The organism is Amycolatopsis stemonae (assembly GCF_054781455.1).
In genome coordinates, this window is the sequence record NZ_BAAGUJ010000016.1 from 20,665 (window position 1) to 44,996 (window position 24,332).

At 72.1% G+C, this 24,332-nt stretch carries 27 protein-coding genes; 15 read left to right on the plus strand and 12 right to left on the minus strand.

The annotated features are described in order from the left end of the window. Positions 1-90: 90 nt before the first annotated feature. On the plus strand, positions 91-699 hold the full coding sequence (locus tag ACYVLJ_RS38940; protein ID WP_460442421.1) for a TetR/AcrR family transcriptional regulator: 609 nt from the start codon (positions 91-93) through the stop codon (positions 697-699). Positions 700-733: 34 nt separating this feature from the next. Here ACYVLJ_RS38940 and ACYVLJ_RS38945 read toward each other — a convergent pair whose 3' ends face one another. Next, positions 734-1,699, minus strand: a complete 966-nt coding sequence (locus ACYVLJ_RS38945) for a GlxA family transcriptional regulator (protein WP_460442422.1) — start codon at positions 1,697-1,699, stop codon at positions 734-736. Between the two features lie 52 nt (positions 1,700-1,751). Between ACYVLJ_RS38945 and ACYVLJ_RS38950 the strand changes: the two genes are divergently transcribed. From ACYVLJ_RS38950 to ACYVLJ_RS38980, 7 genes are all read left to right on the plus strand, one after another. After that, positions 1,752-2,132: a cupin domain-containing protein gene (locus tag ACYVLJ_RS38950; protein WP_460442423.1), complete on the plus strand. Its 381-nt coding sequence runs from the start codon at positions 1,752-1,754 to the stop codon at positions 2,130-2,132. Between the two features lie 9 nt (positions 2,133-2,141). Next, positions 2,142-2,717, plus strand: coding sequence for a GNAT family N-acetyltransferase (locus tag ACYVLJ_RS38955; RefSeq protein ID WP_451967543.1), 576 nt, complete (start codon positions 2,142-2,144; stop codon positions 2,715-2,717). Between the two features lie 32 nt (positions 2,718-2,749). After that, complete coding sequence (locus ACYVLJ_RS38960) at positions 2,750-3,253, plus strand: winged helix-turn-helix transcriptional regulator (protein WP_460442424.1); 504 nt, start codon at positions 2,750-2,752, stop codon at positions 3,251-3,253. Between the two features lie 69 nt (positions 3,254-3,322). Then, the gene (locus ACYVLJ_RS38965) at positions 3,323-3,814 is read left to right on the plus strand and encodes an SRPBCC family protein (RefSeq protein ID WP_451967539.1); all 492 of its coding nucleotides are present in this window, start codon (positions 3,323-3,325) and stop codon (positions 3,812-3,814) included. Further along, the gene (locus ACYVLJ_RS38970) at positions 3,811-4,836 is read left to right on the plus strand and encodes an LLM class oxidoreductase (protein ID WP_460442425.1); all 1,026 of its coding nucleotides are present in this window, start codon (positions 3,811-3,813) and stop codon (positions 4,834-4,836) included. The genes ACYVLJ_RS38965 and ACYVLJ_RS38970 overlap by 4 nt, the downstream gene beginning before the upstream one ends. Then, positions 4,833-7,148 (plus strand): molybdopterin-dependent oxidoreductase family protein, encoded by a 2,316-nt coding sequence (locus tag ACYVLJ_RS38975; protein WP_460442426.1) that lies wholly within the window; start codon positions 4,833-4,835, stop codon positions 7,146-7,148. The genes ACYVLJ_RS38970 and ACYVLJ_RS38975 overlap by 4 nt, the downstream gene beginning before the upstream one ends. A 25-nt stretch (positions 7,149-7,173) precedes the next feature. Beyond that, on the plus strand, positions 7,174-7,719 hold the full coding sequence (locus ACYVLJ_RS38980) for a dihydrofolate reductase family protein (protein ID WP_451967533.1): 546 nt from the start codon (positions 7,174-7,176) through the stop codon (positions 7,717-7,719). Here ACYVLJ_RS38980 and ACYVLJ_RS38985 read toward each other — a convergent pair. Then, positions 7,712-9,235, minus strand: a complete 1,524-nt coding sequence (locus ACYVLJ_RS38985) for an acyl-CoA synthetase family protein (RefSeq protein WP_460442427.1) — start codon at positions 9,233-9,235, stop codon at positions 7,712-7,714. The genes ACYVLJ_RS38980 and ACYVLJ_RS38985 overlap by 8 nt on opposite strands. A 61-nt stretch (positions 9,236-9,296) precedes the next feature. Between ACYVLJ_RS38985 and ACYVLJ_RS38990 the strand changes: the two genes are divergently transcribed. Beyond that, positions 9,297-10,139: a hypothetical protein gene (locus ACYVLJ_RS38990; protein WP_460442524.1), complete on the plus strand. Its 843-nt coding sequence runs from the start codon at positions 9,297-9,299 to the stop codon at positions 10,137-10,139. 45 nt (positions 10,140-10,184) lie between these two features. Here ACYVLJ_RS38990 and ACYVLJ_RS38995 read toward each other — a convergent pair whose 3' ends face one another. The 5 genes from ACYVLJ_RS38995 to ACYVLJ_RS39015 are packed head-to-tail and all read right to left on the minus strand — an operon-like array spanning position 10,185 to position 13,823. Beyond that, on the minus strand, positions 10,185-11,033 hold the full coding sequence (locus ACYVLJ_RS38995) for a TIGR03620 family F420-dependent LLM class oxidoreductase (protein WP_460442428.1): 849 nt from the start codon (positions 11,031-11,033) through the stop codon (positions 10,185-10,187). A gap of 28 nt (positions 11,034-11,061) precedes the next feature. Continuing rightward, positions 11,062-11,751, minus strand: a complete 690-nt coding sequence (locus ACYVLJ_RS39000) for a TetR/AcrR family transcriptional regulator (protein WP_460442429.1) — start codon at positions 11,749-11,751, stop codon at positions 11,062-11,064. A 28-nt stretch (positions 11,752-11,779) separates the two neighbouring features. Then, complete coding sequence (locus ACYVLJ_RS39005) at positions 11,780-12,709, minus strand: phosphotransferase enzyme family protein (RefSeq protein ID WP_460442430.1); 930 nt, start codon at positions 12,707-12,709, stop codon at positions 11,780-11,782. 11 nt (positions 12,710-12,720) lie between these two features. Next, the gene (locus ACYVLJ_RS39010) at positions 12,721-12,882 is read right to left on the minus strand and encodes a hypothetical protein (protein ID WP_460442431.1); all 162 of its coding nucleotides are present in this window, start codon (positions 12,880-12,882) and stop codon (positions 12,721-12,723) included. 32 nt (positions 12,883-12,914) lie between these two features. After that, on the minus strand, positions 12,915-13,823 hold the full coding sequence (locus ACYVLJ_RS39015) for a hypothetical protein (RefSeq protein WP_460442432.1): 909 nt from the start codon (positions 13,821-13,823) through the stop codon (positions 12,915-12,917). Between the two features lie 213 nt (positions 13,824-14,036). Between ACYVLJ_RS39015 and ACYVLJ_RS39020 the strand changes: the two genes are divergently transcribed. The 3 genes from ACYVLJ_RS39020 to ACYVLJ_RS39030 all read left to right on the plus strand — a co-directional run bounded on the left by ACYVLJ_RS39020 (position 14,037) and on the right by ACYVLJ_RS39030 (position 15,807). After that, a complete protein-coding gene (locus ACYVLJ_RS39020) occupies positions 14,037-14,336 on the plus strand; it encodes a YciI family protein (RefSeq protein ID WP_451967522.1) in 300 nt (99 codons plus the stop codon). A gap of 550 nt (positions 14,337-14,886) precedes the next feature. After that, positions 14,887-15,327, plus strand: coding sequence for a VOC family protein (locus tag ACYVLJ_RS39025; RefSeq protein ID WP_460442433.1), 441 nt, complete (start codon positions 14,887-14,889; stop codon positions 15,325-15,327). Positions 15,328-15,357: 30 nt separating this feature from the next. Further along, positions 15,358-15,807 carry a nitroreductase family deazaflavin-dependent oxidoreductase gene (locus ACYVLJ_RS39030; protein WP_451967518.1) on the plus strand — a complete coding sequence of 150 codons (450 nt, stop codon included), beginning with the start codon at positions 15,358-15,360 and terminating at the stop codon, positions 15,805-15,807. Between the two features lie 10 nt (positions 15,808-15,817). On the opposite strand, the gene ACYVLJ_RS39035 is transcribed toward ACYVLJ_RS39030, so the two are convergent. The 4 genes from ACYVLJ_RS39035 to ACYVLJ_RS39050 all read right to left on the minus strand — a co-directional run bounded on the left by ACYVLJ_RS39035 (position 15,818) and on the right by ACYVLJ_RS39050 (position 18,796). Then, positions 15,818-16,213 carry an NUDIX hydrolase gene (locus ACYVLJ_RS39035; protein WP_460442434.1) on the minus strand — a complete coding sequence of 132 codons (396 nt, stop codon included), beginning with the start codon at positions 16,211-16,213 and terminating at the stop codon, positions 15,818-15,820. A gap of 15 nt (positions 16,214-16,228) precedes the next feature. Next, a complete protein-coding gene (locus tag ACYVLJ_RS39040) occupies positions 16,229-17,899 on the minus strand; it encodes a hypothetical protein (RefSeq protein WP_460442435.1) in 1,671 nt (556 codons plus the stop codon). Between the two features lie 81 nt (positions 17,900-17,980). Beyond that, the gene (locus tag ACYVLJ_RS39045; RefSeq protein ID WP_460442436.1) at positions 17,981-18,343 is read right to left on the minus strand and encodes a VOC family protein; all 363 of its coding nucleotides are present in this window, start codon (positions 18,341-18,343) and stop codon (positions 17,981-17,983) included. Positions 18,344-18,373: 30 nt separating this feature from the next. Further along, complete coding sequence (locus ACYVLJ_RS39050; protein WP_451967510.1) at positions 18,374-18,796, minus strand: hypothetical protein; 423 nt, start codon at positions 18,794-18,796, stop codon at positions 18,374-18,376. Between the two features lie 102 nt (positions 18,797-18,898). Here ACYVLJ_RS39050 and ACYVLJ_RS39055 point away from each other — a divergent pair, with 102 nt between their 5' ends. From ACYVLJ_RS39055 to ACYVLJ_RS39065, 3 genes are all read left to right on the plus strand, one after another. Then, positions 18,899-20,047, plus strand: a complete 1,149-nt coding sequence (locus tag ACYVLJ_RS39055) for a serine hydrolase domain-containing protein (RefSeq protein ID WP_460442437.1) — start codon at positions 18,899-18,901, stop codon at positions 20,045-20,047. 426 nt (positions 20,048-20,473) lie between these two features. Then, positions 20,474-20,674 (plus strand): hypothetical protein, encoded by a 201-nt coding sequence (locus ACYVLJ_RS39060; protein ID WP_451967508.1) that lies wholly within the window; start codon positions 20,474-20,476, stop codon positions 20,672-20,674. A gap of 92 nt (positions 20,675-20,766) precedes the next feature. After that, entirely contained in the window at positions 20,767-23,376 is a 2,610-nt protein-coding gene (locus ACYVLJ_RS39065; protein WP_451967507.1) for a CHAT domain-containing protein, read from the plus strand. On the opposite strand, the gene ACYVLJ_RS39070 is transcribed toward ACYVLJ_RS39065, so the two are convergent. Continuing rightward, positions 23,373-24,332 (minus strand): aldo/keto reductase, encoded by a 960-nt coding sequence (locus ACYVLJ_RS39070; protein WP_451967505.1) that lies wholly within the window; start codon positions 24,330-24,332, stop codon positions 23,373-23,375. The two genes, ACYVLJ_RS39065 and ACYVLJ_RS39070, sit on opposite strands and share 4 nt — an antisense overlap.

The window sequence follows — 24,332 nt, forward strand, 5'->3', positions numbered from 1 at the left end:
GCCCTGATTTCAACGGTGGTCAGCACGGTGCCCCTTTCCGTAACAGGCGTTACCGTAGCACCTGTTACGCTTCCCGGAAAGGAGGTTTCCGTGCCGAGGCAGCGTGACGTCCAGGCGCAGCGGGAGCTGCTCTCGAACGCGACGTGGCAGGTGCTCGCCGACGGCGGCCTGCCGGGTCTGACGCTGCGCGCGGTCGCCGGGCGCGCCGGCTGCACGACCGGCCTGGTGATGCACGCGTTCCCGACGAAGAAGGCGTTGCTGCTGCACGCGCGTGACCTGCTCTACGAACGCACGGCAGCCCGGGCCGACGCCGCCGAGGCCGCGAGCGGCGACGCCTTCGGGGCGCTGGAGGCGGTGCTCGGCCAGGCCGTCGACCTGCCGCACGGCCACCACGAGGAGTCCCGCGTCTGGGTGGGCTTCCTCGCGGCGGCCCTGGCCGACGACGACCTGGCCGACCGCCACCGCGCGGCGAACCGCTCGTTCCTGGCGCGCGTCCGGCGGCTGGTGGCGGCCTGCCGTCCGAAGTGGACGGACGAGCGCGTCGAACTGACGACGAAGAGCCTGGTGGGGCTGGTCGAGGGCCTGAACGTGCTGGCCGCGGCCGACCCGGCCGAATACCCGGCCCGGTTGCAGCAGGACGCACTGGCCCGGGCGCTCACCGAACTGCGTCCCGCGCCGGGCCCGGGTGCGCGGTGCTGACCCGGGTCAGGCCGCGCACGTAGCCGCGGCGGACCTAGGCGGCCGGGCCGAACCGGCGGCGGTAGGCGCTCGGGCTCAGCCCGGTGTGCCGCCGCAGCTGGAGGCGCAGGTTCGCCGCCGTGCCGAGGCCGCTGGCCCCGGCGACCCGGTCCAGCCGCAGCTCGCCGCGCTCGATGAGGCGGCAGGCCAGCGTCACGCGTTCCGTCGTCAGCCAGGCCAGCGGGGTCGTGCCCAGCTCCGCGCGGAACTTCCGGTGCAGCGTCGCCAGGCTCGTCGCGGCCCGGGCGGCCAGGTCGGCGACGGTCAGGGGCTGGTCCAGGCGGGCCAGCGCCCACGCCAGCACGGGTGCCAGCGACGTGTCGGGCACCGACGGCACCGGGCGCGCGATGAACTGCTGCTGCCCGCCGTCGCGGTGGCCGGTGAACACCAGGCGGCGGCTGACGATGTTGACGACTTCGGCGCCGTGGTCGCGCTGGATGAGGTGCAGGCCGAGGTCGAGCGACGCCGCGCTGCCCGCCGCGGTGAGGACGTCGCCCTCGTCGACGAACAACACCTCCGGTTCCCAGTGGACCGCCGGGAACCGCTCGGCGAACTCCGCGGCCCACTGCCAGTGGGTGGTCGCGCGCCGGCCGTCGAGGACGCCCGCTTCGGCGAGCGCGAACGCGCCCGTGCAGAAGCTGACCAGCCGGGCGCCCCGCGCGGCGGCGCGGCGGATCGCGGCGATGATCGCGGGGTCCGTCGGCACGCCGGTGTTCGGCCGGGCGGGCGCGATCAGCGTGTCGGCCGCGTCGGCGGCCTCGAGCCCGGCGACGCCGCTCAGCGTGAACATCCCCAGGTTCATCCGCACGTCCGTGGTCGGGGCGCAGAGCGTGAAGTCGTACCAGGGCCGGTCCAGCTCGGGCCGCCGCAGGCCGAAGAGCTCGGTCGCGACGCCCATCTCGAACGGGTTCGACTCCGCGGTCACGATCGCCGCGACCCGGTGAGAGAATTCTTGCGGCATGTGCGATTCCTAGCACTCGCCGCGCCGGAACGCCAGGCGCAGGATCGAGCGCATGAACCCGATCGACCTCACCGAAGTCCTGGCGACCTTCGACGCCGCCTGGAGCCCGCGGATCGTCACCCGCGTCAACGACTACGACATCCGGCTGGCCCGGTTCGACGGCGAGCACGTCTGGCACGTCCACGAAGACACCGACGAGTTCTTCCTGGTCCTCGACGGCGAGATCGAGATCGAACTGCGCGACCCGGACGAGCGCGTCGTGACGCTCTCCCGCGGGCAGGTCTTCGTGGTGCCGAAGGGGACGTTCCACAAGCCGTCGTCGAAGAACGGCGCGAGCGTGCTCCTGGTGGAACCGGCCGGGACGCTCTCGGTCGGCGATGAGCACGACGAGGTGCCCGACCACGTCGACGTCACCACCGGCCACCTGGTCTAGCGTCGGGGAATGGTGACCTTCCTACCGGCCGACCAGGCGTCGTGGGCGGACCTGCAGGCGATCTTCGGCGACCGCGGCGACCCGGCCCGCTGCCGGTGCCAGTACTTCAAGGAGACGCCCGCGCAGTGGCGGTCCGGGACACCGGAGGAGCGCGCCGAAGAATTCCGCGCGCAGACGGCCGAGCACGCGACCGGGCTCGTCGCCTACCTCGACGGCGAGCCCGCCGGCTGGTGCGCGGTCGAGCCGCGCACCGCGTACCGGCGCCTGCTGGGGAGCCGGCTCGTCTGGGCCGGCCGGGACGAGGACAAGGACGACGACGGCGTCTGGGCCGTCACGTGCTTCGTCACGCGCAAGGGCTTCCGGCGGCAGGGCGTCAGCGCCGCCTTGGCGAAGGCGGCCGCGGACTTCGCCCGCGAGCGGGGCGCCCGGGCGGTCGAGGGCTACCCGATGCTCGTCGAGCCGGGGCAGCAGCTCGCCTGGCCCGCCGAACTGTTCGTCGGCAGCCGGGGGATCTTCGCCGACGCGGGTTTCACGGAGGTCAGCCGTCCGACCGCTCGTCGGGTCGTCATGCGGCTGACCTGCTGAGTCCTTCTGGAAAACGGCGTACGCTCGGCCGCATGAAACGGACATCGTTCGCGCAGTGGCCGTGCTCGATCGCGCGCACCATGGACCTGCTGGGCGACTGGTGGACCCCGCTGGTGCTGCGTGACGCCTTCTACGGCGTCCGCCGCTTCGACGAGTTCCAGCAGCAGCTCGGCATCGCGCGCAACACCCTCGCCGACCGGCTCAAGCGGCTGGTCGACGAAGGGCTGCTGGAGAAGGTCGCGTACCAGACCGAGCCGGTGCGCTACGACTACGTGCTCACCGAAAAGGGCCGCGACTTCTACCCGGTGCTGCTCGCCATGACGCGCTGGGGCGACCGGTGGCTCTCGAACGAGGCCGGCCCGCCGATCACCGTGCACCACACCGCGTGCGGGCACGACACGCACGCCGAAATCGTCTGCGCCGAATGCCGCGAACCGATGACGCCGGACGACACCCGGATGCGCCGCGGCCCCGGCTTCCCGCCGCGGCTCGCGCAGCGCCCGGACGTCGAAGCGCGCTTCGCGCGGCAGGAGTGACGTTGACAGGGTAGGTCTATCTACGCAACTATCGTGGTCAGAGGCGCATCGAGAGGAGTGGCGACCACGATGGAGTGGACAGGCGCGCGGTACGCGGACAAGCCGACGGCCGAGGTCTCGACCTGGATCGACGCCGCCCCCGAAGACGTCTGGGCGGTCGTCTCCGACATCGCCGTGATGCCTTCGCTGAGTTCGGAGCTGCAGTCCGTCGAATGGCGCGAGGCCGGCCGCACGTTCGTCGGCCGGAGCAAGCACGACGCGTTCGGCGAGTGGGAGACGACGTCGTTCGTCGTCGAGTGCGAAGCGCCGCGCGTGTTCTCCTGGGCCGTCGCGGACCCGGCCGAGCCGAGCTCGGTCTGGAAGTTCACCCTGGCGCCCGAAGCCGGCGGCACGCGGCTTTCGCAGTGGATGCAGATGGGCCCGGGGCGGTCCGGGCTGTCGTTCGCCATCGACCGGATGCCGGAGAAGGAGCAGAAGATCGTCTTCGTCCGGCTGCGCGAGTTCGAAACCGCGATGACCGGCAACCTCGCCGCGATCAAGGACCGGGTCGAAAGCCGATGAGGACCGCGACGACCGTCGAGTTCTCACGGGATTCGCGCACCACGCTGGACTTCGTGCTGGAGGCGGAAAAGCTCGGTCTCGACGTCTGCTGGGTGGCCGAGGCCTGGGGCTCGGACGCGCCGTCCGCGCTCGGCTACCTCGCCGCCCGCACCGACCGCATCCAGCTCGGCTCCGGCATCATCCAGCTCGGCACACGCACGCCGGTCGCCATCGCGCAGGCCGCGCTGACGCTCGCCGACCTGTCCGGTGGCCGGTTCGCCCTCGGCCTCGGGCCCTCGGGACCGCAGGTGATCGAAGGCCTGCACGGCGTCCCGTTCGCGAAACCGTTGACGCGCATGCGCGAGACCGTCGAGATCATCCGCCAGGCCATCGCGGGGGAGAAGATTTCGTTCTCCGGCAAGACTTTCGAGATCCCACTGCCCGGCGAGGCGCGGGCGATGCGGCTGTCCACCCCGCCGAACCCGGACATCCCGATCTACCTCGCGACGCTGTCGCCGAAGCTCTTGGAGCTGACCGGCGAAGTCGCGGACGGCTGGCTCGGCACCAGCTTCGTCCCCGAAGGCGCCTCCGCGTACTTCGAGCATTTGGACGCCGGGCTCGCGAAGGCGGGTCGCACGCGCAAGGACATCGACGTCTGCCAGGGTGCCGAAGTCGCCTTCGCCGACAACGAGGACGAGCTGCGCGCCATGGTCGGCGGCCGCAAGAAGGAGCTGGCCTTCAGCCTCGGCGGGATGGGCTCGGCCAGCACGAACTTCTACAACAACGCCTACAGCCGCCAGGGCTGGGCGGACGTCGCCGCCGAGGTCCGCGAGCGCTGGCAGGCCGGCGACCGCGACGGCGCGACCGCGCTCGTCACCGACGAAATGGTGCTCGGCACGACGCTGATCGGCACCGAAGAGATGGTGCGCGCCCGCTTGCGCGTCTGGCGCGACACCGGCATCGACACGGTCCGGCTCTACCCGGCCGGCGAAACGCTCGAAGCGCGTCTCACGACGCTTGGCCGCGCACTGGAGCTGCTATGACCGGCGACTGGCACCGCACCGCGTGCAGCCTCTGCTACCTCAACTGCGGGCTGGAGGTGCAGCTCGACGGCCGGAAGATCACCCGCGTCCGCGGCGACAAGGCGCACCCGCGCTCGGGTGGCTACCTGTGCCAGAAGGCGCAACGCCTGACCTGGTACGGCGACCACTCCGATCGCCTGACCACGCCGCTGCGCCGGCGTCCCGACGGCACCCACGAGCCCATCGACTGGGAAACCGCGCTGACCGAGATAGCCGCGAAGCTGCACGCGATCCGCGACGCCGACACCGCGGCGGGCCGTCCCGGCTCGTTCGCCTACGTCGGCGGGGGTGGCCAGGGCAACCACTCCGGCGGCGCGTACGGCGCGTCGCTGCTGAAGTGGATGAACTCGACGCGGCACTTCAACGCGTTGTCGCAGGAGAAGACCGGTGACTTCTGGGTCAACGGGCAGCTGTTCGGCTCGACGCTCGTGCACACCGCCGAGGACGTCGAGAACTGCGACCTGCTGGTGGTGCTCGGCTGCAACCCGTGGCAGGCCCACGGGTTCAGCAACGCCCGGCACGCGCTCAACACGATCAAGAACGACCCGGCGCGCAAGATGATCGTGATCGACCCGCGGCGCACCGAAACCGCGGAGATCGCCGACCTGCACCTGCCGCTGCGCCCGGGCACCGACGCCTACCTGCTGGGTGCGATCCTGGCGCTGCTCCTCGACCGCGGCGGCGTCGACCAGCCGTTCCTCTCCGAGCGCACCGAAGGCTTCGACGAGGTCGCGGCGGTGCTGGCGAAGATCCCGGTGGACGAGTGGATCGCGCACGCCGAAGTGTCCCGGGTGGACGTCGAGCGGGCCGTCGAGCTGATCCTCGCCGCGGAGGCGATGACGGTGCGCGTCGAGCTGGGCATCCAGCAGGGCCGGCATTCGACGCTCAACAGCTACCTCGAGAAACTGTTGTACCTGCTCACCGGCAACTTCGGCCGTCGTGGCACGAACAACCTGCATTCGTGGCTGCTGCCGCTGTGGGGCTCGTCGGGCGGCCGCCGGTCCGAGGTGACCGGGTTCGAGTACATCGGCGGCCTGCTGCCGGCGAACACCCTGGCCGAGGAGATCCTCACCGACCACCCGAACCGGGTGCGCGCGCTGTGGGTCGAGTCGTCGAACCCGGCGAACACGTTCGCGGGCACGCGGGACGTCGAACGCGCCGTGCGGGCAGCCGAGCTGTCGGTGGTCGTCGACGTCGCCCACACCGAGACGGCCGCGCTCGCGGACTACGTCCTGCCCGCGGCGTCGCAGCACGAGAAATGGGAGTTCACCCTCTTCACGTTCGAATGGCCGACGAACTACTTCCAGCTGCGGCGGCCGTTGTTCGACCCGCTGCCGGGCACGCTCGTCGAGGCCGAGATCTACACGCGGCTGTTCGACGCACTGGGCGTGCTGCCGCCGTCGGACGTCCTCGCGTCGCTGGCCGGCGGCCCGCGTTCGGAGCTGCAGGCGGGGATCGGCGCACTGGTCCAGGCGATGCCGGAGCGGTCGGCGATCCTGCCGGTGCTGCTCTACCGGACGCTGGGCGCGTCCCTGCCCGACGGCGCGGCGTCGATCGCGCCGCTGTGGGCGGGCTGCCACCGCGCGGCGAAGACGATGACCGTGCCGGTGCAACGCGCGCTGGGCACCACTTCCACGGGTGCCGAGCTCGGCGAGGAACTCTTCGCGCGCGTGCTGGCCGGGCCGACGCCGTTCTCGACGCACGAGCAGGACGAGGTGTGGAACCTGATGCGCCGCTCGCGCGTCCGGCTGGCGGTGCCGGAACTGCTGGAGTGGCTCGGTTCGCTGGACCCGGCCGCGGAGCGCCCCGACCCCGCGTTCCCGTTCTCGCTGCTCAACGGCCAGCGCCGCGCGCACAACGCGAACCAGATCCTGCGCGACCCGCGCTGGCGCCGCACCGACCCGGACGGCGCGTTGCGCGCGCGTCCGGAAGAACTGGCGTCGATCGGCGCTTCGCCGGGTGATTGGGTGGCAGTGGTGACGCCGGCGGGCCGGGTGGTCGTCCGCGCGGAGGCCGACCCGGGCCTGCGCCCGGGTCAGCTGGCCCTGCCGCACGGCTACGGCATGGCCCACCCGGACGCCGAGGGGCGACGGGTGGTCAGCGGGCCCCGGATCAACCTGCTGACCGACGCCCTGGACCGCGACCCGATCGCGGGAACACCGCACCACAAGGACGTCCCGGCGCGCCTGGAGCCGGCGACGGAGGCGGAACGCGAGCGCGCGGAGGCGGACAGCGTGCGCGTGCGTGCGACCGTCGCGAGTGGACAGTCCTGAGGTTCGCCCCGTTTATAGTGATCCCATGCGCAAGGTGATCTCGAACCTGTTCATCTCGCTCGACGGCGTGGTCGAGGCGCCCGACAAGTGGTCGCTGCGCTACTGGAGCGACGAGATCGGCCAAGCGGTCGGCGCCGGGATGGCCGCGGCCGACGCGATGCTGCTCGGGCGCGTCACCTACGAAGGGTTCGCCGAGGCTTGGCCCGGCCGCAGCGTCGAGGACGACGAAGGCGCCGAGTTCATGAACAACGTGCGCAAGTACGTGCTGTCCTCGACGTTGTCCGAGGTCGGCTGGAACAACTCGACGCTGCTGACCGGCGATCCGGCCGCGGCCGTGCGTGAGCTGAAGGCCGGACCCGGTGGTGACATCATGACCAGCGGCAGCACCACGGCCGTGCGCTGGCTGCTGGCCGAAGGCCTGGTGGACGAGCTGAACCTGCTGCTGTACCCCGTGGTCGTCGGCCGGGGGAGACGGCTGTTCCCCGCGGACGGGTCGTCGTTCCCGCTCGAGCTCAAGAAGTCCTCGACGTTCGGCAACGGCGTCGTCCAGCTGACCTACGTCCTCAGTTGACCTGGCGGGACTGCCCCTGCCAGAACGGCTCCCGGAGCTTGAACTTCTGGATCTTCCCGGTCGCCGTCCGCGGCAGCTCGTCGAGGAACTCCACCCGCTTCGGGCACTTGTACCCCGCGAGGTACTCCCGGCAGTGCTTGATCAGCTCCTCGGAGGTCACCTCCTCGGACGTGACGACCAGCGCCGTCACCAGCTCGCCCCACTTCTCGTCCGGGACGCCGATCACCGCAGCCTCGCGGACCGCCGGGTGCGAGTTCAGGGCGTCCTCCACCTCGATCGACGACACGTTCTCGCCGCCCGAGATGATCACGTCCTTCTTGCGGTCCGCGATCGTCAGGTAGCCGTCTTCGAAGGTCCCGCCGTCACCGGTGTGGAACCAGTTGCCCGCCTGGACCCGCGCGGTCTCCTCCGGGTTCTCCCAGTAGCCGTCGAGGTTGTGGTTCGACTGGGCGAGCACTTCGCCGTCGGTGTCGACGTCGATGCGGACGCCGAGCGCCGGCGTCCCCGCGCGGCCCAGCAGGCGCGCCTGCTCGTGCGGGTCGAGGTCCGCCCACTCGCTGCGCATCCGGTTGACCGTCAGCAGCGGCGCGGTCTCGGTGAGCCCGTAGATCTGGATGAACTCCCAGCCCAGCTCGGCCCGCACCCGCTCGATCGTGCGCGTCGGCGGCGGCGCGCCGGCCACGACGATCCGGACGCGGTCGCGGCCCGGGATCTCGCCTTCCCAGGTGGCGGCGCCGTCGAGGGCCGCCGTGACCACCGCCGGCGCCGCGCACAGGATCGTCACGCCGTGTTCTTCGATGCGCCGGAGGATTTCGGTGCCGTCGACCTTCCGCAGCACGATGTGCCGCCCGCCGAGGCCGGTCACCGCGTACGGCATGCCCCAGCCGTTGCAGTGGAACATCGGCAGCGTGTGCAGCAGGACGTCGTTGTCGTTCAACGTCGTGTGCAGCCCGAACACGGCGGCGTTCAGCCAGATGTTGCGCTGGGTGAGCTGCACGCCCTTCGGCCGTGCCGTGGTGCCGGAGGTGTAGTTGATCGTCGCGGTCGCCGACTCGTCGCCCGCCCACGGCTCCGGGGTGCCCTCGCCGCCCCAGATCGCCTCGTCGTCGCGGCCCAGCACGAAGACGTGCTTGGCCGTCACGGAGTCCAGCAGGTGCTCCAGCTCCGGGTCGACGATCAGGACCTCGGCGCCGGAGTGCTCGACGATGTACTTGACCTCGGCCGCGGCGAGCCGGAAGTTCACCGGCACCAGGACCCGGCCCCAGCCGGACACGCCGAAGAACGACACGAGCAGCCGTGCGGCGTTGTGCGACACCATCGCGACGCGCCCGCCGACCGGCACGCCCAGGGCGTCGAGGTTGGCGGCCTGCGCGCGGGCCCGGCGCGCCACCTCGCGGTAGGTGAGCGAACCCCAGCTCGGCGCGGGCTGGTCCGGCTCGTCGACCACCGCGACGCGGTCGGGGTACACCGTTTCCGCACGGTCGAGGAAGTCCCGGACACCCAGATCGAAGAACATGTCCCCGATGATGACCCTTCGCGGGTGCTCGCACCAGTCCGATGTGGTTCGCTGGAGCGTGATGGACTTCGACACGGTGGCCGGCGAGCTCTACGGGGGTGACCTCGCGGAGTTCGTCAACGCGCGCAACGCCGCCGCGAAGGCTGCGAAGGCCGGGGGAGACGCCGAACTCGCGAAGCGGATCCGCGAGCTGCGCAAGCCGACCACGGCCGCGGCGATCGTCAACCGCCTGGCCAGGGAAGACCCGGGCCGGCTGCGGGAGCTGGCGGAAGTCGGCGACGAGCTGCGCGACGCCCACACCCGCCTCGCCGGTGACGACCTGCGCGCGCTGACCCGGCGCCGCGGCGAGCTGGTCCGGCACATCGTGCGCGACCTGCCTTCGATGAGCGACACCGTTTCCCGCGAGGTCGAGGCGACGCTCGAAGCCGTCGCCGCCGACCCGGAAACGGCGAAGCCGGCCCTCGCCGGGCGGCTGACGTCGGTGGCGCACCAGGACACCGACCAGTGGTTCAGCCTCGCCCCGGCCGCGCCGCCGGCGACCGGCAAGCGCCCGGCGAAGCTGGTGGAAAAAGCCGAACCGGCGAAGCCGAAGAAGGCCGAAAAGGACCGTCAGCGCGAGGAAGCGGACCGCAAGGAACGCGAGCGCGCCCGCGCCGAACGCGAGCGCCTGCGCAAGGAGGCCGCCGAGCTGGCCAAGGACCGCGCGGTGGCCGAGCGCGACCTGGTCCGCACCGAACGCGCGGCCGAGCAGGCGAAGGCCCGCGTCGACGACCTGCGCGAGCGCCTGGCCGAAGCCGAGGAACGCGCCGAGCGCGCGACGGCGGAGTTCGAACAGGCGAAGGAAACCTACGAGCGGGCCGACGAAGCCGCGGAGGAAGCGCAAAAGGCCGCCGACGCCCACTGATCCCGCGCTGCGGTGAGCGCGCGCCCCGGATGGGCCTGCGCACGGTCAGAGCAGCACTTCGGCCAGTTGCCGGTGGTTCTCGGCCTCGACGTCCGGTGACGGGCCGAGCACCTGGACCGCGACGTGGTCGGCGCCGGCGTCCACATGGGACCGCAGGCCCTTGGCGATCGTCTCCGGGGTGCCGTGCAGGACGAGGTCGTCGATCAGGCGGTCGCTGCCGCCGCCGGCGACGTCGGCCTCGGTGTAGCCGTGGCGCCGCAGGTTCGTCACGTAGTTGCACAGCCCGAGGTACGGCCGCCGCACGAACGGGCGGCCGATCGCACGTGCGGCCACCGGGTCGGCGTCGACGACGACTTTCTGTTCCGGCGCCAGCAGTTTGCCCGCGCCCAGCACGGCCCGGGCGTGCCGCGTGTGCGCGACCGGCACCAGGTACGGGTGCGCGCCCGCGGTGCGCTCGGCGGCCAGCTTCAGCACGCGGTCGCCGAGCGCGGCGAGGACGCGGGCCTCGACCGGCACGCCGGCCGCGTCGAGCCGGTCGAGGTAGTCGACGATCTTCTCGTAGGGGCTGCGGTACTCCGTGACGGATTCGGGGTGCCCGACGCCGATGCCCAGCAGCAAGCGCTTTCCGTACCGGCCGGCCAGCCGGTGGTAGGACTCGGCGAGCGGCTCCGCGTCGTCGGACCACATGTTGACGATCGCCGTCGCCACCGTGATCCGCTCGGTCGAGGCGAGCACGTCCTCGACGAACGCGAGGTCGCCGACCGACTTCGACCCGGTGCCGAACCAGACCGTGCCGTAGCCCAGCCGGTCGGCCGCGACGGCGTGCTTCTTGCGGGTTTCGTCGTCGCGGTGCGGGGCCAGGAACACGTCGAACCGCTTCACTACACTCGTCATAGACGTCAATGTAGCAAATGTAGCGACCTCAGTTCGAGAGGCGGTGCAGCCACTCCCGCAGCATCCCGCGCTCGGTGGGCGTCAGCTCGTCGACGTCGTCGGCGAGCCGGGTCGACAAAGCGACCGCGAGCGCGCCGGTCGACGAGCCCTCGGCGGGCCGGTCGGTGAGCAGCCCGGCCAGCACGGACTCCCGGACCTGCGTGGACATCGCCAGGTCGCGGCTCGCTTCGGGCTGGGCGATCAGGCTGAGCGTGACGCCGCTGCCGGCCGCCGCGAACTGCCGGGCGGCCTCGGCCGCCTCGACGCGCAGGCGGCCCTCGCGCGCCAGCGGGGTGAACAGCTCGAGCAGCATCGCTTCGGCGCTGGAGGTGAGGTTGCACGGCACACCCGGCTCGATCTGGCCGTAGAGCAGCACGTAGAACCGCGGGTTCTCCAGGCCGTACTCGACGTGCCGGTCCCAGCCCGCGCGGATCCGCTCGACCGGGTCGCCGCCCGCGTCCGGCGTCTGCACGTACTGCGTGAAGCCGTAGTTGACGACGGCGTCGAGCAGGCCCTGCTTGCTGCCGAAGTGGTGGTAGAGCGTGGGTGCCTGGACGCCGGCGCGCTCGCAGATGGCCCGGGTCGACACCGGCCCGCCCTGCGCTTCGTGCAGCAGCTGCCCGGCCGCCAGCAGCAGGCGGTCGCGGGTGCTGGTGGCGTTGCTCGATCGTCCGGCCATGTAGCAATTGTAACGCCGGTCTGTAGCGTCAGTCCCGGAGCCGCAGCTGGATCCGGCGCAGGCCGGCGAAGGCGTTCAGGATCGCCGGGTCGGTCGTCGCCGCGTCCGGGCGCACCGACCGGTAGCCGTCCAGCAGGGCCTCCCGCAGCTCGTGCCGCTGCGGCAGGTGCCTGAGCTCGTCGAGCGCGACGGCGAGGTCGTAGGCGTAATGCCCGTAGCCGCAGTCGTCGAAGCCGATCGCCCGCACGCGGCCGCGGTGGAACAGGTAGTTCTCCTGCCGCAGGTCGCCGTGCACCAGGCCGAAGACGTCGGCGCCGCGGCCCAGCTCGATCCGGGCCGCGCGGGCCCGCTCGGCGGCGGCGCGGACGCGTTCGTCGCCCCCGGCCCGCGCGACCGCCCGGTCGAGCACGGCGGCCGAGAAGCCGTCCACCTGCGAGCGGCCGAAGTCGGTGAGGTCGTCGACGCGGCCGCGGTCCAGCCCGTTCAGCCGCGCGCCGTGCAGGTGCAGCCGCGCGGTGAACTCGCCGACCGCGTACAGCTGCGGCGCGTTGAGCCGCTCGTCGACGAACCGGCCGTCGACCCAGTGGCAGAGCACGCAGGTGCGCGGCTCCGGGACCGCCGGATCGGCGACCACGGCGACGAAGTCCCGCGCCCGCGTCGGCACCGGCCGCGGGACGACGAGGTCGGTTTCGCGCCGCAGCGCGGCGAGCCAGGCCAGTTCGGACCGCACCTGGGCGGCGCTCGGGCCGTCCGGCCGCTCCACCCGCAGCACGTAGCGGTTCCCGTCGGCGCCGTCGACGCGGAACGTCGTGTTGTGCCCGCGCCCCAACGGGGTCAGCCGGGCCACCGGGACGTCGTAGCCGGTCAAGGCCGCTTCGGCGAGCCGGCGCAGGCGTCGCGTCCGGCCCGAACGGTCGAGCTCGGCGAACGGCCGGTCGTTCGCCGTCGAGCCCGCCATCGCCCACGTGCTCAGCTGACCGACCGTTCCGGCGCGCGGGAGGGCAGGCCCTCGACCAGCCGCTCGACCTCGGTGCCCGGCCGCACCCCGAAGCGCGTGCACCGGCTGTTCGTGCCGATCTCGTCCGCGTGGCTGTGCGCCGAGCTTCGCTGGAAAAGGCCTCTGGTGGTCATACCGTGCCGCACGCGTGATCTCCGTCCGCCGCTTACCGGCCCCTTGCCTTCCCAGAGGGGACACGGGTGAACCGGACGGCCGGTTCAATCCCGGACAGGGCGTAGATCCCGGTGCCGGCCAGCGCGGCCGCGGCCAGCGCGGAGAGGCCGAGGACGGGCAGTGGCGCGGTCAGCGGGTCGATGCCGGCGAAGGACTCGACGCCGATCACGGCGGTGAGCACGGCGTCGGCGACGACGGCCGCGACGACCACCCGCATCCGGTGGGCCTCGGGCCAGCGGCTGAAACGCAGGACCCAGGCCAGCGCGGGCAGCACGAGGATCGCGTGCATCGCGACCGCGTGCAGCGGCTTGAGCGAGCCGGCGGTGGTGTACGCGCCTTCCGGGTCGCCGCCGCGGGCCAGCACCACGCCGCGGGCGATCATCACGGCGCCGGTGGCCAGCGCGACCAGCAGGACGACCAGGCCGGCCCGGACCGCCAGCCGCATGCTGGGCGCGTCCGGACCGGGGCCGACCAGCGCGGCGGCGGTGAAGCCGATGATCGTCAGGACGATCACGGCCCCGCCCGCGGCGAGCGTCATGGACACGGCGGTGTCGAACGGCGTCCCGAAGTCGAAGTGCGACGGCACCCCGCGCCACGCCTGCATGCTGACCAGCACGACTTCGGCGACGCTCGCGGCGGTGAAGGCGCCGAGGAGGACGTTGCGCACCTGGGGTCGCACGGTGAGGAACGACGTCGCCCAGGCCACCGACGCGAGCGTGAGCCCGAACGAGAGGCCGAACGTGACGGCCTTGCGCATCGACAGCGGGCCCAGCCACGAGCCGCCGGTGGCGAGGAGGACGATCGCGTGCACGACGCCGCTCACGAACAGCGCAGCGCCGACCGCATAGGCGACGCGCTCGGCTCGCCGGCCGTCGTGCCAGATCCGGGTCAGTGCGTTCATGACGGGAAGTGTCGCCCGCCGGCGGGGCCCGGCGCGTCGGCCCGGCGTCGACACCCCGGCGTACGCCGAGGTGCGTACGGCAAGCCGGAAGAAAATTGAAAAAGCGATCGTAAAGTACGCCCGTAATTCTTGACCCGGATATTGCCGAAACCGGTGTCCCGCGCCACTCAGCAGGCGGATGCGTTGCGGGTGAAAGAGTTCTACCATCGAATCATGTACATCGCCCTGCTGACCTACACGGCGCCCGAAACAGAAGTCGACTACGCGCTCCCGGACCACGCGGACTGGTTGCGCAAACAATTCACGAAGGGAGTCTTCCTCCTTTCCGGAAAGGGGAACGGCGCCGCCGACCAGGTGATCCTGACGCGCTCGGTGCTGCGCGGCAAGCTCGACGCCGTGCTCGCGAGTGACCCGTTCGTCACCCGCCGTCTCGCCCGCTACGAAGTCATCGAGTTCACCGCCACGCGCACCGCCCAGGAGCTGCTGGCGATCAACGAGGCCATCGCCTCCTGAGGGATCCGCCACGGTCGGGTGGCCCGGCGACGAGGCCCCGCCACCTGCCGGCGAAGAAGTGCTGTCTTTTCCGCGGTCACCTCCCGCCCCTGCGGATGCGGGTGACCTGCGAGCCCGGCACAGCGGTGGGCTCCCAGGGGTGCGCCCCGCCCCCGGCTGGTCCCTCGCCCATGAGAAACCCGCATTGCGTGCCCGGCCGTTTTTGTCGGTGCCCTCCGGTATCGTGGAAACCGGGGGCTGCTCGCCCGAATATGCCGTGATTTCCCTTGCGCCGCAACAGAAATCCGTCTGCGCCCGACGGCCCGGTTTTCACCCGGTTCAGCGATGATCTTCGCACGTGTGTTCGGTAACGTCAGTGGCATGAACGCATTGCTTTCCCTGATCGGACTGCGGCAGCTGCCCAGGCCGGACGAATAGCGCTCGGGCAAGGGCCCGACCGGTCCACCCCGGGCAGCGAGACCCGTGATCGAGCGGCTGTCGAAAACGGCGCACCGGCTCCGTCCCCTGAGCACGAGCGGCCGAGAGGGGCCGCGTGACACGGGAGGCAGCCATGACGATCGAGCGCATGGACAACGTCGGCATCGTGGTCGACGACCTGAAGGCCGCCATCGCGTTCTTCCTCGAGCTCGGCCTGGAGCTCGAGGGCGAGGCGCCGGTCGAGGGGCCGTCGGTGGACCGCATGGTCGGCCTGGACGGCGTCCGGTGCGACCTGGCCGTGGTGCGGACCCCGGACGGCCACGGACGGCTCGAGCTGATGAAGTTCCACGCCCCGGCGGCCACCACCACGGCCGAGCCGAACGCGCCGGTCAACGCCTTCGGGATCCGGCGCATCATGTTCGCCGTGACGGACATCGAAGTCGTCGTCGCCCGCCTGCGCACCCACGGTGCCGAGCTCATCGGCGAGCTGGTGCGGTACGAGGACAGCTACCGCCTCTGCTACGTCCGCGGCCCCGAAGGCGTCATCGTCGCGCTGGCCGAGAAACTCGGCTGAACCCCACCCCACCGGAAAGGACCACCCACCATGGCCGTTGCCGACGATCTCGACCGCGCCACCGACTCGTCATGGGACTGGGTCGCCGAGCAGACCCGCACCTACCTCGCCTCGGGCGGCACCGAAGGGCACGAATCGAACGGCGTGTCCACGCTCATCCTCGCCACGACCGGGCGCCGGACCGGCGAGGCCCGCCGCACCTGCCTGATCTACGGCACTTCGGGCGACGACTTCGTCGTCGTCGCCTCCAAGGGCGGCGCCGACGAGGATCCGGCCTGGTTCAAGAACCTCCAGGCCGAGCCGAGCGTCGGGGTCCAGGTCGGCACCCGCCGGTTCACCGCCCGCGCGCGGGTCGCGTCCGCGGCCGAACGCGAGGCGCTCTGGCCCCGGATGACGCGCATCTTCCCGCTGTACGACGAGTACGCCACGAAGACCGACCGCGTGATCCCGATCGTCCTGCTGACCCCGCAGGAGGAGTGAGCGCGTGCGATCACAGCAACCGGCGGAAGTGCTCCGCCATCTCGAGCCCGCGAGCTTCCTCCGTTGTCGGCCAACGGAAATCGTCGTGCTCGCCCGGGCTGAGCACGACGTCACCGGCGCCGTCCTCTTCCACCGCGTAGACGACGGCGTGGATCTCCATGGCGCGCCCGGCGACGTCCGGCCACGAATCGCGGGACAGCTCGCCCGTGACCCGGACCGTCAACCCGGTCTCTTCCGCGGCTTCGCGGACGGCCGTCGTTTCGCTGGGTTCGCCTGGCTCGACCGTGCCGCCCGGCAGTTCCCACCGTCCTCCGAGGAACGTCCCGGGCGCGCGGCGGAGGAACAGCACCCGGTCATCCCGCGCGATCCAGCAGTAGGCCAGGTGCTTGTGGACGGTCTCCGTCATGCGCGCGATTCTCGCTCAGTTGGTCTTCGACGTCGGCAGGTGGGCGCCGAGGTACCCGACGTACACCGTGCCCGTGCGGTCGGTGTCGTCGAGGAAGTGCAGCCGCGGCGCCGGCGACTTGAAGCGCTCCAAGGCGATGTGCGCGCCGAAGTAGTCGCGGCCCGCCGGGTTCGTGCGGGGGTCCACGCGGAACGTCCGCGCCTGGCGGAGCCGTTCGTTCGTGGTCACCGTGTCCGATTCGGCCAGGGCGATGATGTTGGCGCTGATCAGCGAACCCGGCTGGCCGGTCCGCGCGAAGGCGAGCACGTCGGAGAGCTCGGGGCCCGGGTCCTGGCCCGAGCCGAGCAACGTGGTCCGCGCGCGGGCGTACGCGTCCAAGGTGCGAAGCGCGTCCCACGCCTTGCGGCGCCAGGCGGTGGCTTTCGGGTGGTGGTCGAGGATCGCGGCCGGCGCCGGCTCGGCCGTGATCGCGAGGTGCCTGAGCGAAGCCGTCGCGGCGCCGATCAGCTCGGCGAAGCTGGGGAACTCTTCCGGCGGGCACTCGGCGGCCGCGACCTCGTCGTCAGCGCCGTGGTAGCGGGCCAGGGTCCCCGCCAGCAGGCCGTTCACGCGTCTGAGCTCGTCGCGCTCGGCCTCCGTCTCCTCGAACGCGCGCGCGTAGTCGTCCACCTCCTCCTGCAACTGCGCGAGCTGCGTCCGCAGGCACGCGACGTCGATCGCGGAGAGGTCGTCGAGCCGGCGGCGGAGCACCTTCACCTCGCCGGCGTGCCGGTCCCGTTCCTCGGCGTCGGCCTTCGACTTCTTGCGCAGGATGGTGATCACGCCCCGCGCCTCGGCCAGTTCCCGCTCGGCGCGGGCCAGCTTCTCCGCCAGTCCGGCGTCCGGCTCCCGGTCCGGCGCGGCGAAGGGATCCGAGGTGTACCAGGCCTGCACGCTCGGCACCTCGGCCCACTCTTCGGGCAGCGGGGTCCGGCCGCGCGCCTGGAGCAGCCGCGTGATCGCACCCTGGAGCGCTTCGGCGGGCACCGGGCCGCCCGTCTCGACGAAGTCGGGCAGCTGGTCGCACAGCGGCGCGTACAGCCGCGCGCCCTGCGGTACTTCGTAGCCCAAGGGCACATTCCGGTTGAGCGTGCGGCGGAAGCGGTCGTCGACGTCGAAGACGTTGACCAGACCGGGCCAGCCGTCGACCGGCACCGTCGGTGGTTCGGTGAGCACCAGCACCGCCGACGTCCGCCACTGCGCCACCAGCGCCTCGCCCAGCAGTTCCGCGACGCGGTCGCACTCCTTGCGAGACCAGCCGCGCATGGCGAGAACGGGCGCCTCGATGGGGATCTCGTCGTTGCCGCTCGCGCCGAGCTCTTCCAGCCCGATCCGTTGTGCGGGCGCGACGTGGCAGCTGCGCCACGGGCGCGTGCACGCGGCGGCCAGCAGCCACGTCACGCGGTCCTCGCCCGCGTGGTAGCACAGCGAAAGCAATACCTGAACGGAGTAGCGGCCTTCGCCGTCGCTCCACCCGAACTTCAGGTCGCAGCGGCGCGATCCGCCGTCATCGGACGAGCCGAGATCGGCGACCGTGTAGTCGTCGTGCTGCCGCTGGCGGGCGATCAGCCTGCCGCGCAAGGCGTCCAGGGGGCGTTTCCCCTCGGTGGGGACCAGTCCGTGGTGCCAGATCCGGTGCACCCCCACAGGACTCAACTCCGTTCGCCGGAAACAGGACCTCAGGCGAACATAGCGGATCCTGTGACCGTTCGAACGCGGGGCGTCACCTCATTCACGCGTCCAGAGGCAGAAGGGATGCCCGGCCGGATCGAGGCAGACGCGGACGTGCGGCTGCGGCTGGAACCGCGCGACCACGGCGCCCGCGGCGGTCGCGGCCGCCGTCGCCGCTTCGAGGTCGTCGACCTCGATGTCGAGGTGCAGCTGCATCTGCGGGGCGCCGTCGGCGGGCGGCCACACCGGCGGCACGTGGCCGGTCTCGAGCTGGAACGACAGCCCGGCGCCGCCATCGTCCGGGCGCAGCGTCACCCACTCCGGCTCGTCGGTCCGGATCGGCCAGCCGAGCAACTTCGAGTAGAACGCGGCGAGCGCCCGCGGGTCCGGCGCGCCGAGCACGGTGGAGGTCAGCTTCATGAGCCGGTGGTACCCGCCGCGCCGGGAGTTCTACCGGCTCTGCCCGGTCTGGATGTCGAAGTACGCGACGGGCGGCCCGACGTGCCGCCACGACGTCGTCGCGAACACCGCGGCCCCCGAGAGCGCGAGCAGCGCGGTGAGGACGGCGAGCGTGGCGCCGATCCGGCCCGGGCCGGGCTCGGTGCGCGCGCCGGCGTGGACACCGAAGACGAGCGCCAGCACGCTGATCGGCAGCAACGCGAACCACAGCGCGCCGAGCACCAGCACGAACGCCTGCGTGACCCACGAGTTCGCCCAGGCGGTCACCACCGGCGGCCGGACGATCAGCCACGCCGCCCACGTCGCGACCGCGAGCGTCAGCGCGGGCGCGCCGACCGCGAGCGAAGCGATCCCCAGGCCGCGGCCCGGCCGGGTGGTTTCCGACGGCTCGGTTTCGAAGTCAGGTTCCCCCATGCCGGGATCATCCCGGCCGGGCCGCTTCGCGTTACGCGGAATACCCCGGCGCCGCGCGGGTTGACTCCAGGCGCAGCCGCAGGGATCACCGAGGGAGCCACCATGTCGTCCGAGTTCGTCCAGGGGACCGTCGCCGACGGGTTCGAGTCCGTCCGCGAGGAGTTCGCGGCCGTAGCGGCCGCCGAAGGGGGCGACTACGCCGCCCAGCTCGTCGCGCACGTCGACGGCGAACGCGTCGTCGACCTGTGGACCGGGCCCGAGATCACCGCCGATTCGCTGACGGGCGTGTTCTCCTCGACCAAGGGCGCCGCGCACCTGGTGGTCGCGCTGCTGGTCCAGGACGGCGTGCTCGACCTCGACGAGCGGGTCAGCCACTACTGGCCGGAGTTCGGCGCCGCCGGCAAGGCGGCGATCACGCTGCGGGAGCTGCTCGCGCACCGCGCCGGCGTCGTCGGCGCCGACGAAGGGTTCGCGGCCGCCGAGATCGCGGACGACCGGGTGATCGCCGCGCGCATCGCCCCGCAGCGGCCGTACTGGCGGCCCGGCACCCAGTTCGGCTACCACGCGCTGGTGATCGGCGCGCTGACCGGCGAGGTCGTCCGGCGGGTGACCGGACGCAGCATCCAGGAGCACTACGAGGAGCGCGTCCGGAAGCCGTTCGGCCTGGACTTCTACCTCGGCCTGCCGGAGGAGCTCGAGCCGCGCTTCCTGACGACGCAGCCGATGCTGCCCACGCCGGAGCAGCTGGCCGAGCTGGAGGCCGGGGCGACCGGGCCGGACAGCATCACCGCGATCGCCTTCAACCGCAACCACCCGAAGGCGCCGGAGCTCTGGGACCTCCCGAACATCGAGGCGGTCCGCCGTCTGAGCCCGGCCTCGGTCGGCGGCGTGGGCTCGGCCCGCGGCCTGGCGGGCATGTACGCGGCGGCGATCAGCGGCCCCGAGCGGCTCCTGAGCCCGGAGACGGCGGCGGAGTTCGCCCAGATCCATTCGGTCGGCGACGACCTGGCGACCCGCAACCGCAACGCCTTCGGCCTCGGCTTCGCCGTCGTCTCGGACGACTACCCGGAGCTGGGCCAGGGCGCGTTCGGCCACAGCGGCGCGGCGGGCTCCCAGGCTTTCGCGGACCCGCGCAGCGGCCTCGCGTACGGCTACAACCGTCGCCGCTTCGCGTTCCCGGGCGGAGCGGCCCCGGAAAACGCGCGGCTGGTCCGCACCGTCCACAAGGCGGTGATCGCCAGGCGAGCGTAGCTGTCCACAAAGGACACTCCCGGCCGGACGGCGCTGTCGTCCGGCCAGGGTGACGCGCGCCCGAGACTCGAAGCTACGGCACGGGAACTGCACGATCGGGCAGCCGTCCGTGCCGTGGGCGACCGGCCGGTCGCGGTCCGTGCCCGGCGCATCACGCCCCACCGGACGGCCCCGCCGTCCGCTCACCCACCCGGCGGCGGTGCACGTCCGCAGTGGACACCGTTACAGAGTTCACTCGTTAGGACGTTCCGGCCGGGGCGTTTGGCCTGATCACGGCACTCGGTCTGACTTTCCGTAGCGAAAACCCTCCCGATCATTGCTCCGTTGTGAAACTATTGGTCCGTTCGCGGGGAGAGGGCCTCGCGACGGGGACACACCGTCACGGCCGCGTCCCCATGCAGATCCCCAGGGGAGAGGAGATCGACCATGTCGACGCCCACGGACACCAAGCCGGAAGAGACCCCGGAGCCGACCGAGAAGGCGGGCCCGGTGGTCCCGCACCCCGAGCCCGACGAGTTCGGCTGGGTGCACATCGACCACGACCCGCTGGTCCCCGCGAAGGACCAGAGCGGCGGTCCGGTCGTGACGCCGAACTGCGCGCCGCCCTGCTACCAGGTGGCCCGCTGAACTTGACCAAGCTGTGACCGCCCGCCTGCCGATCTTCGACCGGTAGGCGGGCTCCGTTCTGCTTACGCCTGTGCTGTCATAGGAGAGTGCCTGTGACAAAGCTGGACCCGTCCGAAGTCATCGACAGGGTCCGCAAACTCCAGCAGACCGCTTCGGACGTTTCGTGCCTCGGGCGCTTCCACGAGGGCGTGCGTCTCCTGCGCAAGGGCATGGGCCTGCTGGACTCGATGTATCCGGTCGGCCCCGCGCACCGCACCGACTGGATGGTCACGCGGATCCGGCTCTCCAGCACACTGGTCGCGCTGAACTCGGAGATCTCCGGCGACATCAAGGCCGGGCTCGCCGGGCTGGACGACGTCCGCCGGCTGATCACCGGGGTCGAGGACGAGGTCGTGCGCGCCGAGCTGAGCGCGGCGCTCGAGCACAACTACGGCGCGCGGCTCATGAGCGTCGGCCGGAACGAAGACAGCCTCGGCTACTTCGGGACCTCGATGGAGCACCGGCGCTTCTGGCTCGACCACACCACGGAACCCGAACCCCGGATGGTCGGCCTCGTGCAGACGCTGGCCGCCCGGGGCTGGGTGCACACGAAGCTCGGCAACGTCGGCCGTGCTCGCGAGGACCTCAGCCGCGCCATCGAACTCGCCGAGAAGTACGAGCTGCGCGCCGACGCGGCGGACGGCCGGCGCTTCCTCGGAACGCTGGCGCTGCGGACCGGAGACGTGCCCGAGGCCCTTCGCCTCTACGAGGTCAGCGAGCGTTCGTACCGGGCGCTGGACCTCGACGTGCCGTCCCAGCTGAGGCTGGAACAGGCCGAGGCGCTGCTGGCCGCGGGGCTGGCCGGTGAGGCGGGCGAGCACCTCGACGACCTGATGGAGTCGATGCGTTCGCTGCCGAGCGTCACGCGCGAGCTGGCCTACATCGAGCTGCACCGGGCCGAAGCCGCGCTGAGGGCGGACGACCTGGACCTGGCCAGGCAGATGGCCGGGTCGTCCCGCCGGCGGATGCTCAAGGTGGGGTGCCAGACCTGCGCCGGGAACGCGAAGATCATCGGACTGCAGGCCGACGTGCGGGAAGCGCTGCGCTCGGGGGAGATCCCGGCGTCCCTGCCGCACCGGGCCATCCGGACCGCCGAGACGCTGCCCGTACCGCGGCTCACCGAGCAGGCGGCCACCGCGCGGATGCTCGCCGTCCGGTTGGACATCCGGCGGGGCAACCTCAAGCGCGCCGGTGAGACCCTCCGGAAGGTGCCGCGTCCCGGGCAGCTCACCCCCATCGACTACCGGATGCTGCGCCGGCTCTGCCGGGCCGAACTCGCCGTCGCGCAGGGGAACCGGGCCAAGGCGCTCACCGAAATCCGGTCCGGGCTCACCGAGCTCGATGCCGTGCGGGATCGGATGGGCGGGCTCGATCTCGTCTCCGGGACCGCGCTCCACGGTCAGGAGCTCGCCGACCTCGCCGTGAAGCTCGTGCTCGAACGCAACGACGCCCGGCGGCTGTTCGTCTGGCTCGAACGGACGCGGGCGCAGACCTACCGCTACGAACCGCTCTCGGCCGGGACCGATCCCGAGCTCGCCGCGCGCGTGGCCGAGGTGCGCGGGCTGGGGCAGGCCATCCAGGAAGCGCAGCACGACGGTCATCCCGTCGCCGGGCTGCGCGCCAAGTACAACGAACGGCTTCGCGAGGCCCAGCGGCTCGGGTGGCACACCGGGCGGTGGGGGCGGCCACGGCCGGTGGCCGGGCTCGACGAGGTCTTCGCGCAGCTCGGCCGCCGGGCCATGGTCAGCTTCGCCGCCTCCGGGGACGAGCTCGTCGCCGTCGTCGTGGCCGGGGGCGAGTGCCGGCTCGTGCGGCTCGGGTCCGCCGAGGCCGCCGCCGAGTCCGCGCGCGTGCTCAACGTCGACCTCGACGCCCTCGCGCCCGACAACCTGCCCGAGCGGCTCGCCGAGGTCGTCATGGCCTCCGCGCGCAAGCAGGCCGACAAGCTCGACGCGCAGCTGATCCAGCCGCTCGCCGAGCTCTTCGGTGACCGCGAGCTGGTCATCGTCCCCACCGGGCCGCTCTACGCCGTGCCGTGGGGCGTCCTGCCGGGGCTGCGGGGGCGCCCGACCGTCGTCGCGCCGTCCGCGACCGCGTGGCTCGCCGCGGAGCTGACGAAGTCGCCGCGGGCGCGCAAGATCGTGCTCGTGCGCGGGCCGGGGCTCGCCGGGGCGCGCGGTGAGCTGGAGAAGCTGACCACCCACTACCGCGCCGCGACGACCATGACCGGCGCCAAGGCGACCGTCAAATCCGTGCTGCGCGCGATGGACGGCGCCAAATTGGCGCACTTCGCCGCCCACGGCGCGCACGAGCCCGAGAACGCGCTGTTCTCCCGGCTCGAGCTCGCCGACGGCGCGCTCTTCGGGCACGAGATGGCCGGCCTGCGGCAACCGCCGCGGCAGGTCGTGTTCGCCGCGTGCGAGCTGGCGCTCAACCGGATCCGGCCGGGCGACGAAGCCCTCGGCTTCGCCAGCGCCCTGCTGGCCAGCGGCTCGCGGACGGTGATCGCGCCGCTGTCCCGCGTCGGCGACCTGGCCTCGGCGGCCGCGATGGACGACTACTACCGCGCGCTCGCGGTCCGGGACAGCCCGGCGCTGGCGCTGGCCGACGCGATCGCCGTCGACCCGTTCCGCCGCCCCTTCGTCTGCCTCGGCGCCGGCTAAGCGGCCGGGGGCGACCACACCAGTCGCGGGTCGGTCTGGACGAAGCTGCCGAGCAGCTGGTCGATGCGCGTCAGCACGTCGAGGTCGAGGCGGACGCCGGCGGCCTTCGCGTTTTCCGTGACCTGCTCCGGCGTGCTCGCGCCGACCACGGCCGAGGCGACCGTCTCGTGCTGCAGCGTCCACGCCAGCGCGAGCTGCGCCATCGTCAGGCCGGCGTCGTCCGCGACGCCGCGCAGCAGCTCCACCCGCTCCAGCAGCTCCGGCATCAGCAACGGCCGCGCGGACGCCTTCCCCGCCGCGCGCGAGCCCGCCGGGATGCGGCCGTCCCGGTACTTGCCGGTCAGCACGCCCTGCGCGAGCGGCACCGACGCGAACTGCCCGACGCCGATCCGCTCGCCCACCGGCATCACCTGTGCCTCGGCCACCCGCCACAGCATCGAGTAGTGCGGCTGGTTGGCGATGAACGGCACGTCGTACCGCGAAGCCGCCTCGTGCGCCTGCAGCAGCTGCTCGGCCGTCCACTCCGACGTGCCCACGTACCGGACCTTCCCCTGTCGCACCAGGTCCGAGAGCGCGAGGAACGTCTCCGCGACCGGCGTCCGGTAGTCGAAGCGCAGCAGCTGGTAGACGTCGACGTGGTCGGTGCGCAGCCGCCGCAGGGAGCCTTCCAGCGACGCGATCACGTGCTTGCGGCTCAGCCCGGCGTCGTTCGGCCCCGGACCTTCCGGCCAGAACACCCCGGTGCACAGGACGAGCTCGTCGCGGCGGACGGCGGAAAACGCGGCCCCGTAAGCCTCTTCGGCGGCGCCGTCGTGCCACGCCGCCGCGGTGTGGAACGTCGTGACGCCCGCGTCCAGCGCCGCCGCGACGCAACCGGGCGCGTCGTGCGTCAGCCAGTTGCCGTACGCGATCTCGCTCACCGCGAGCCCGCTCGCGCCGAGCCTCCGGTACTCCAC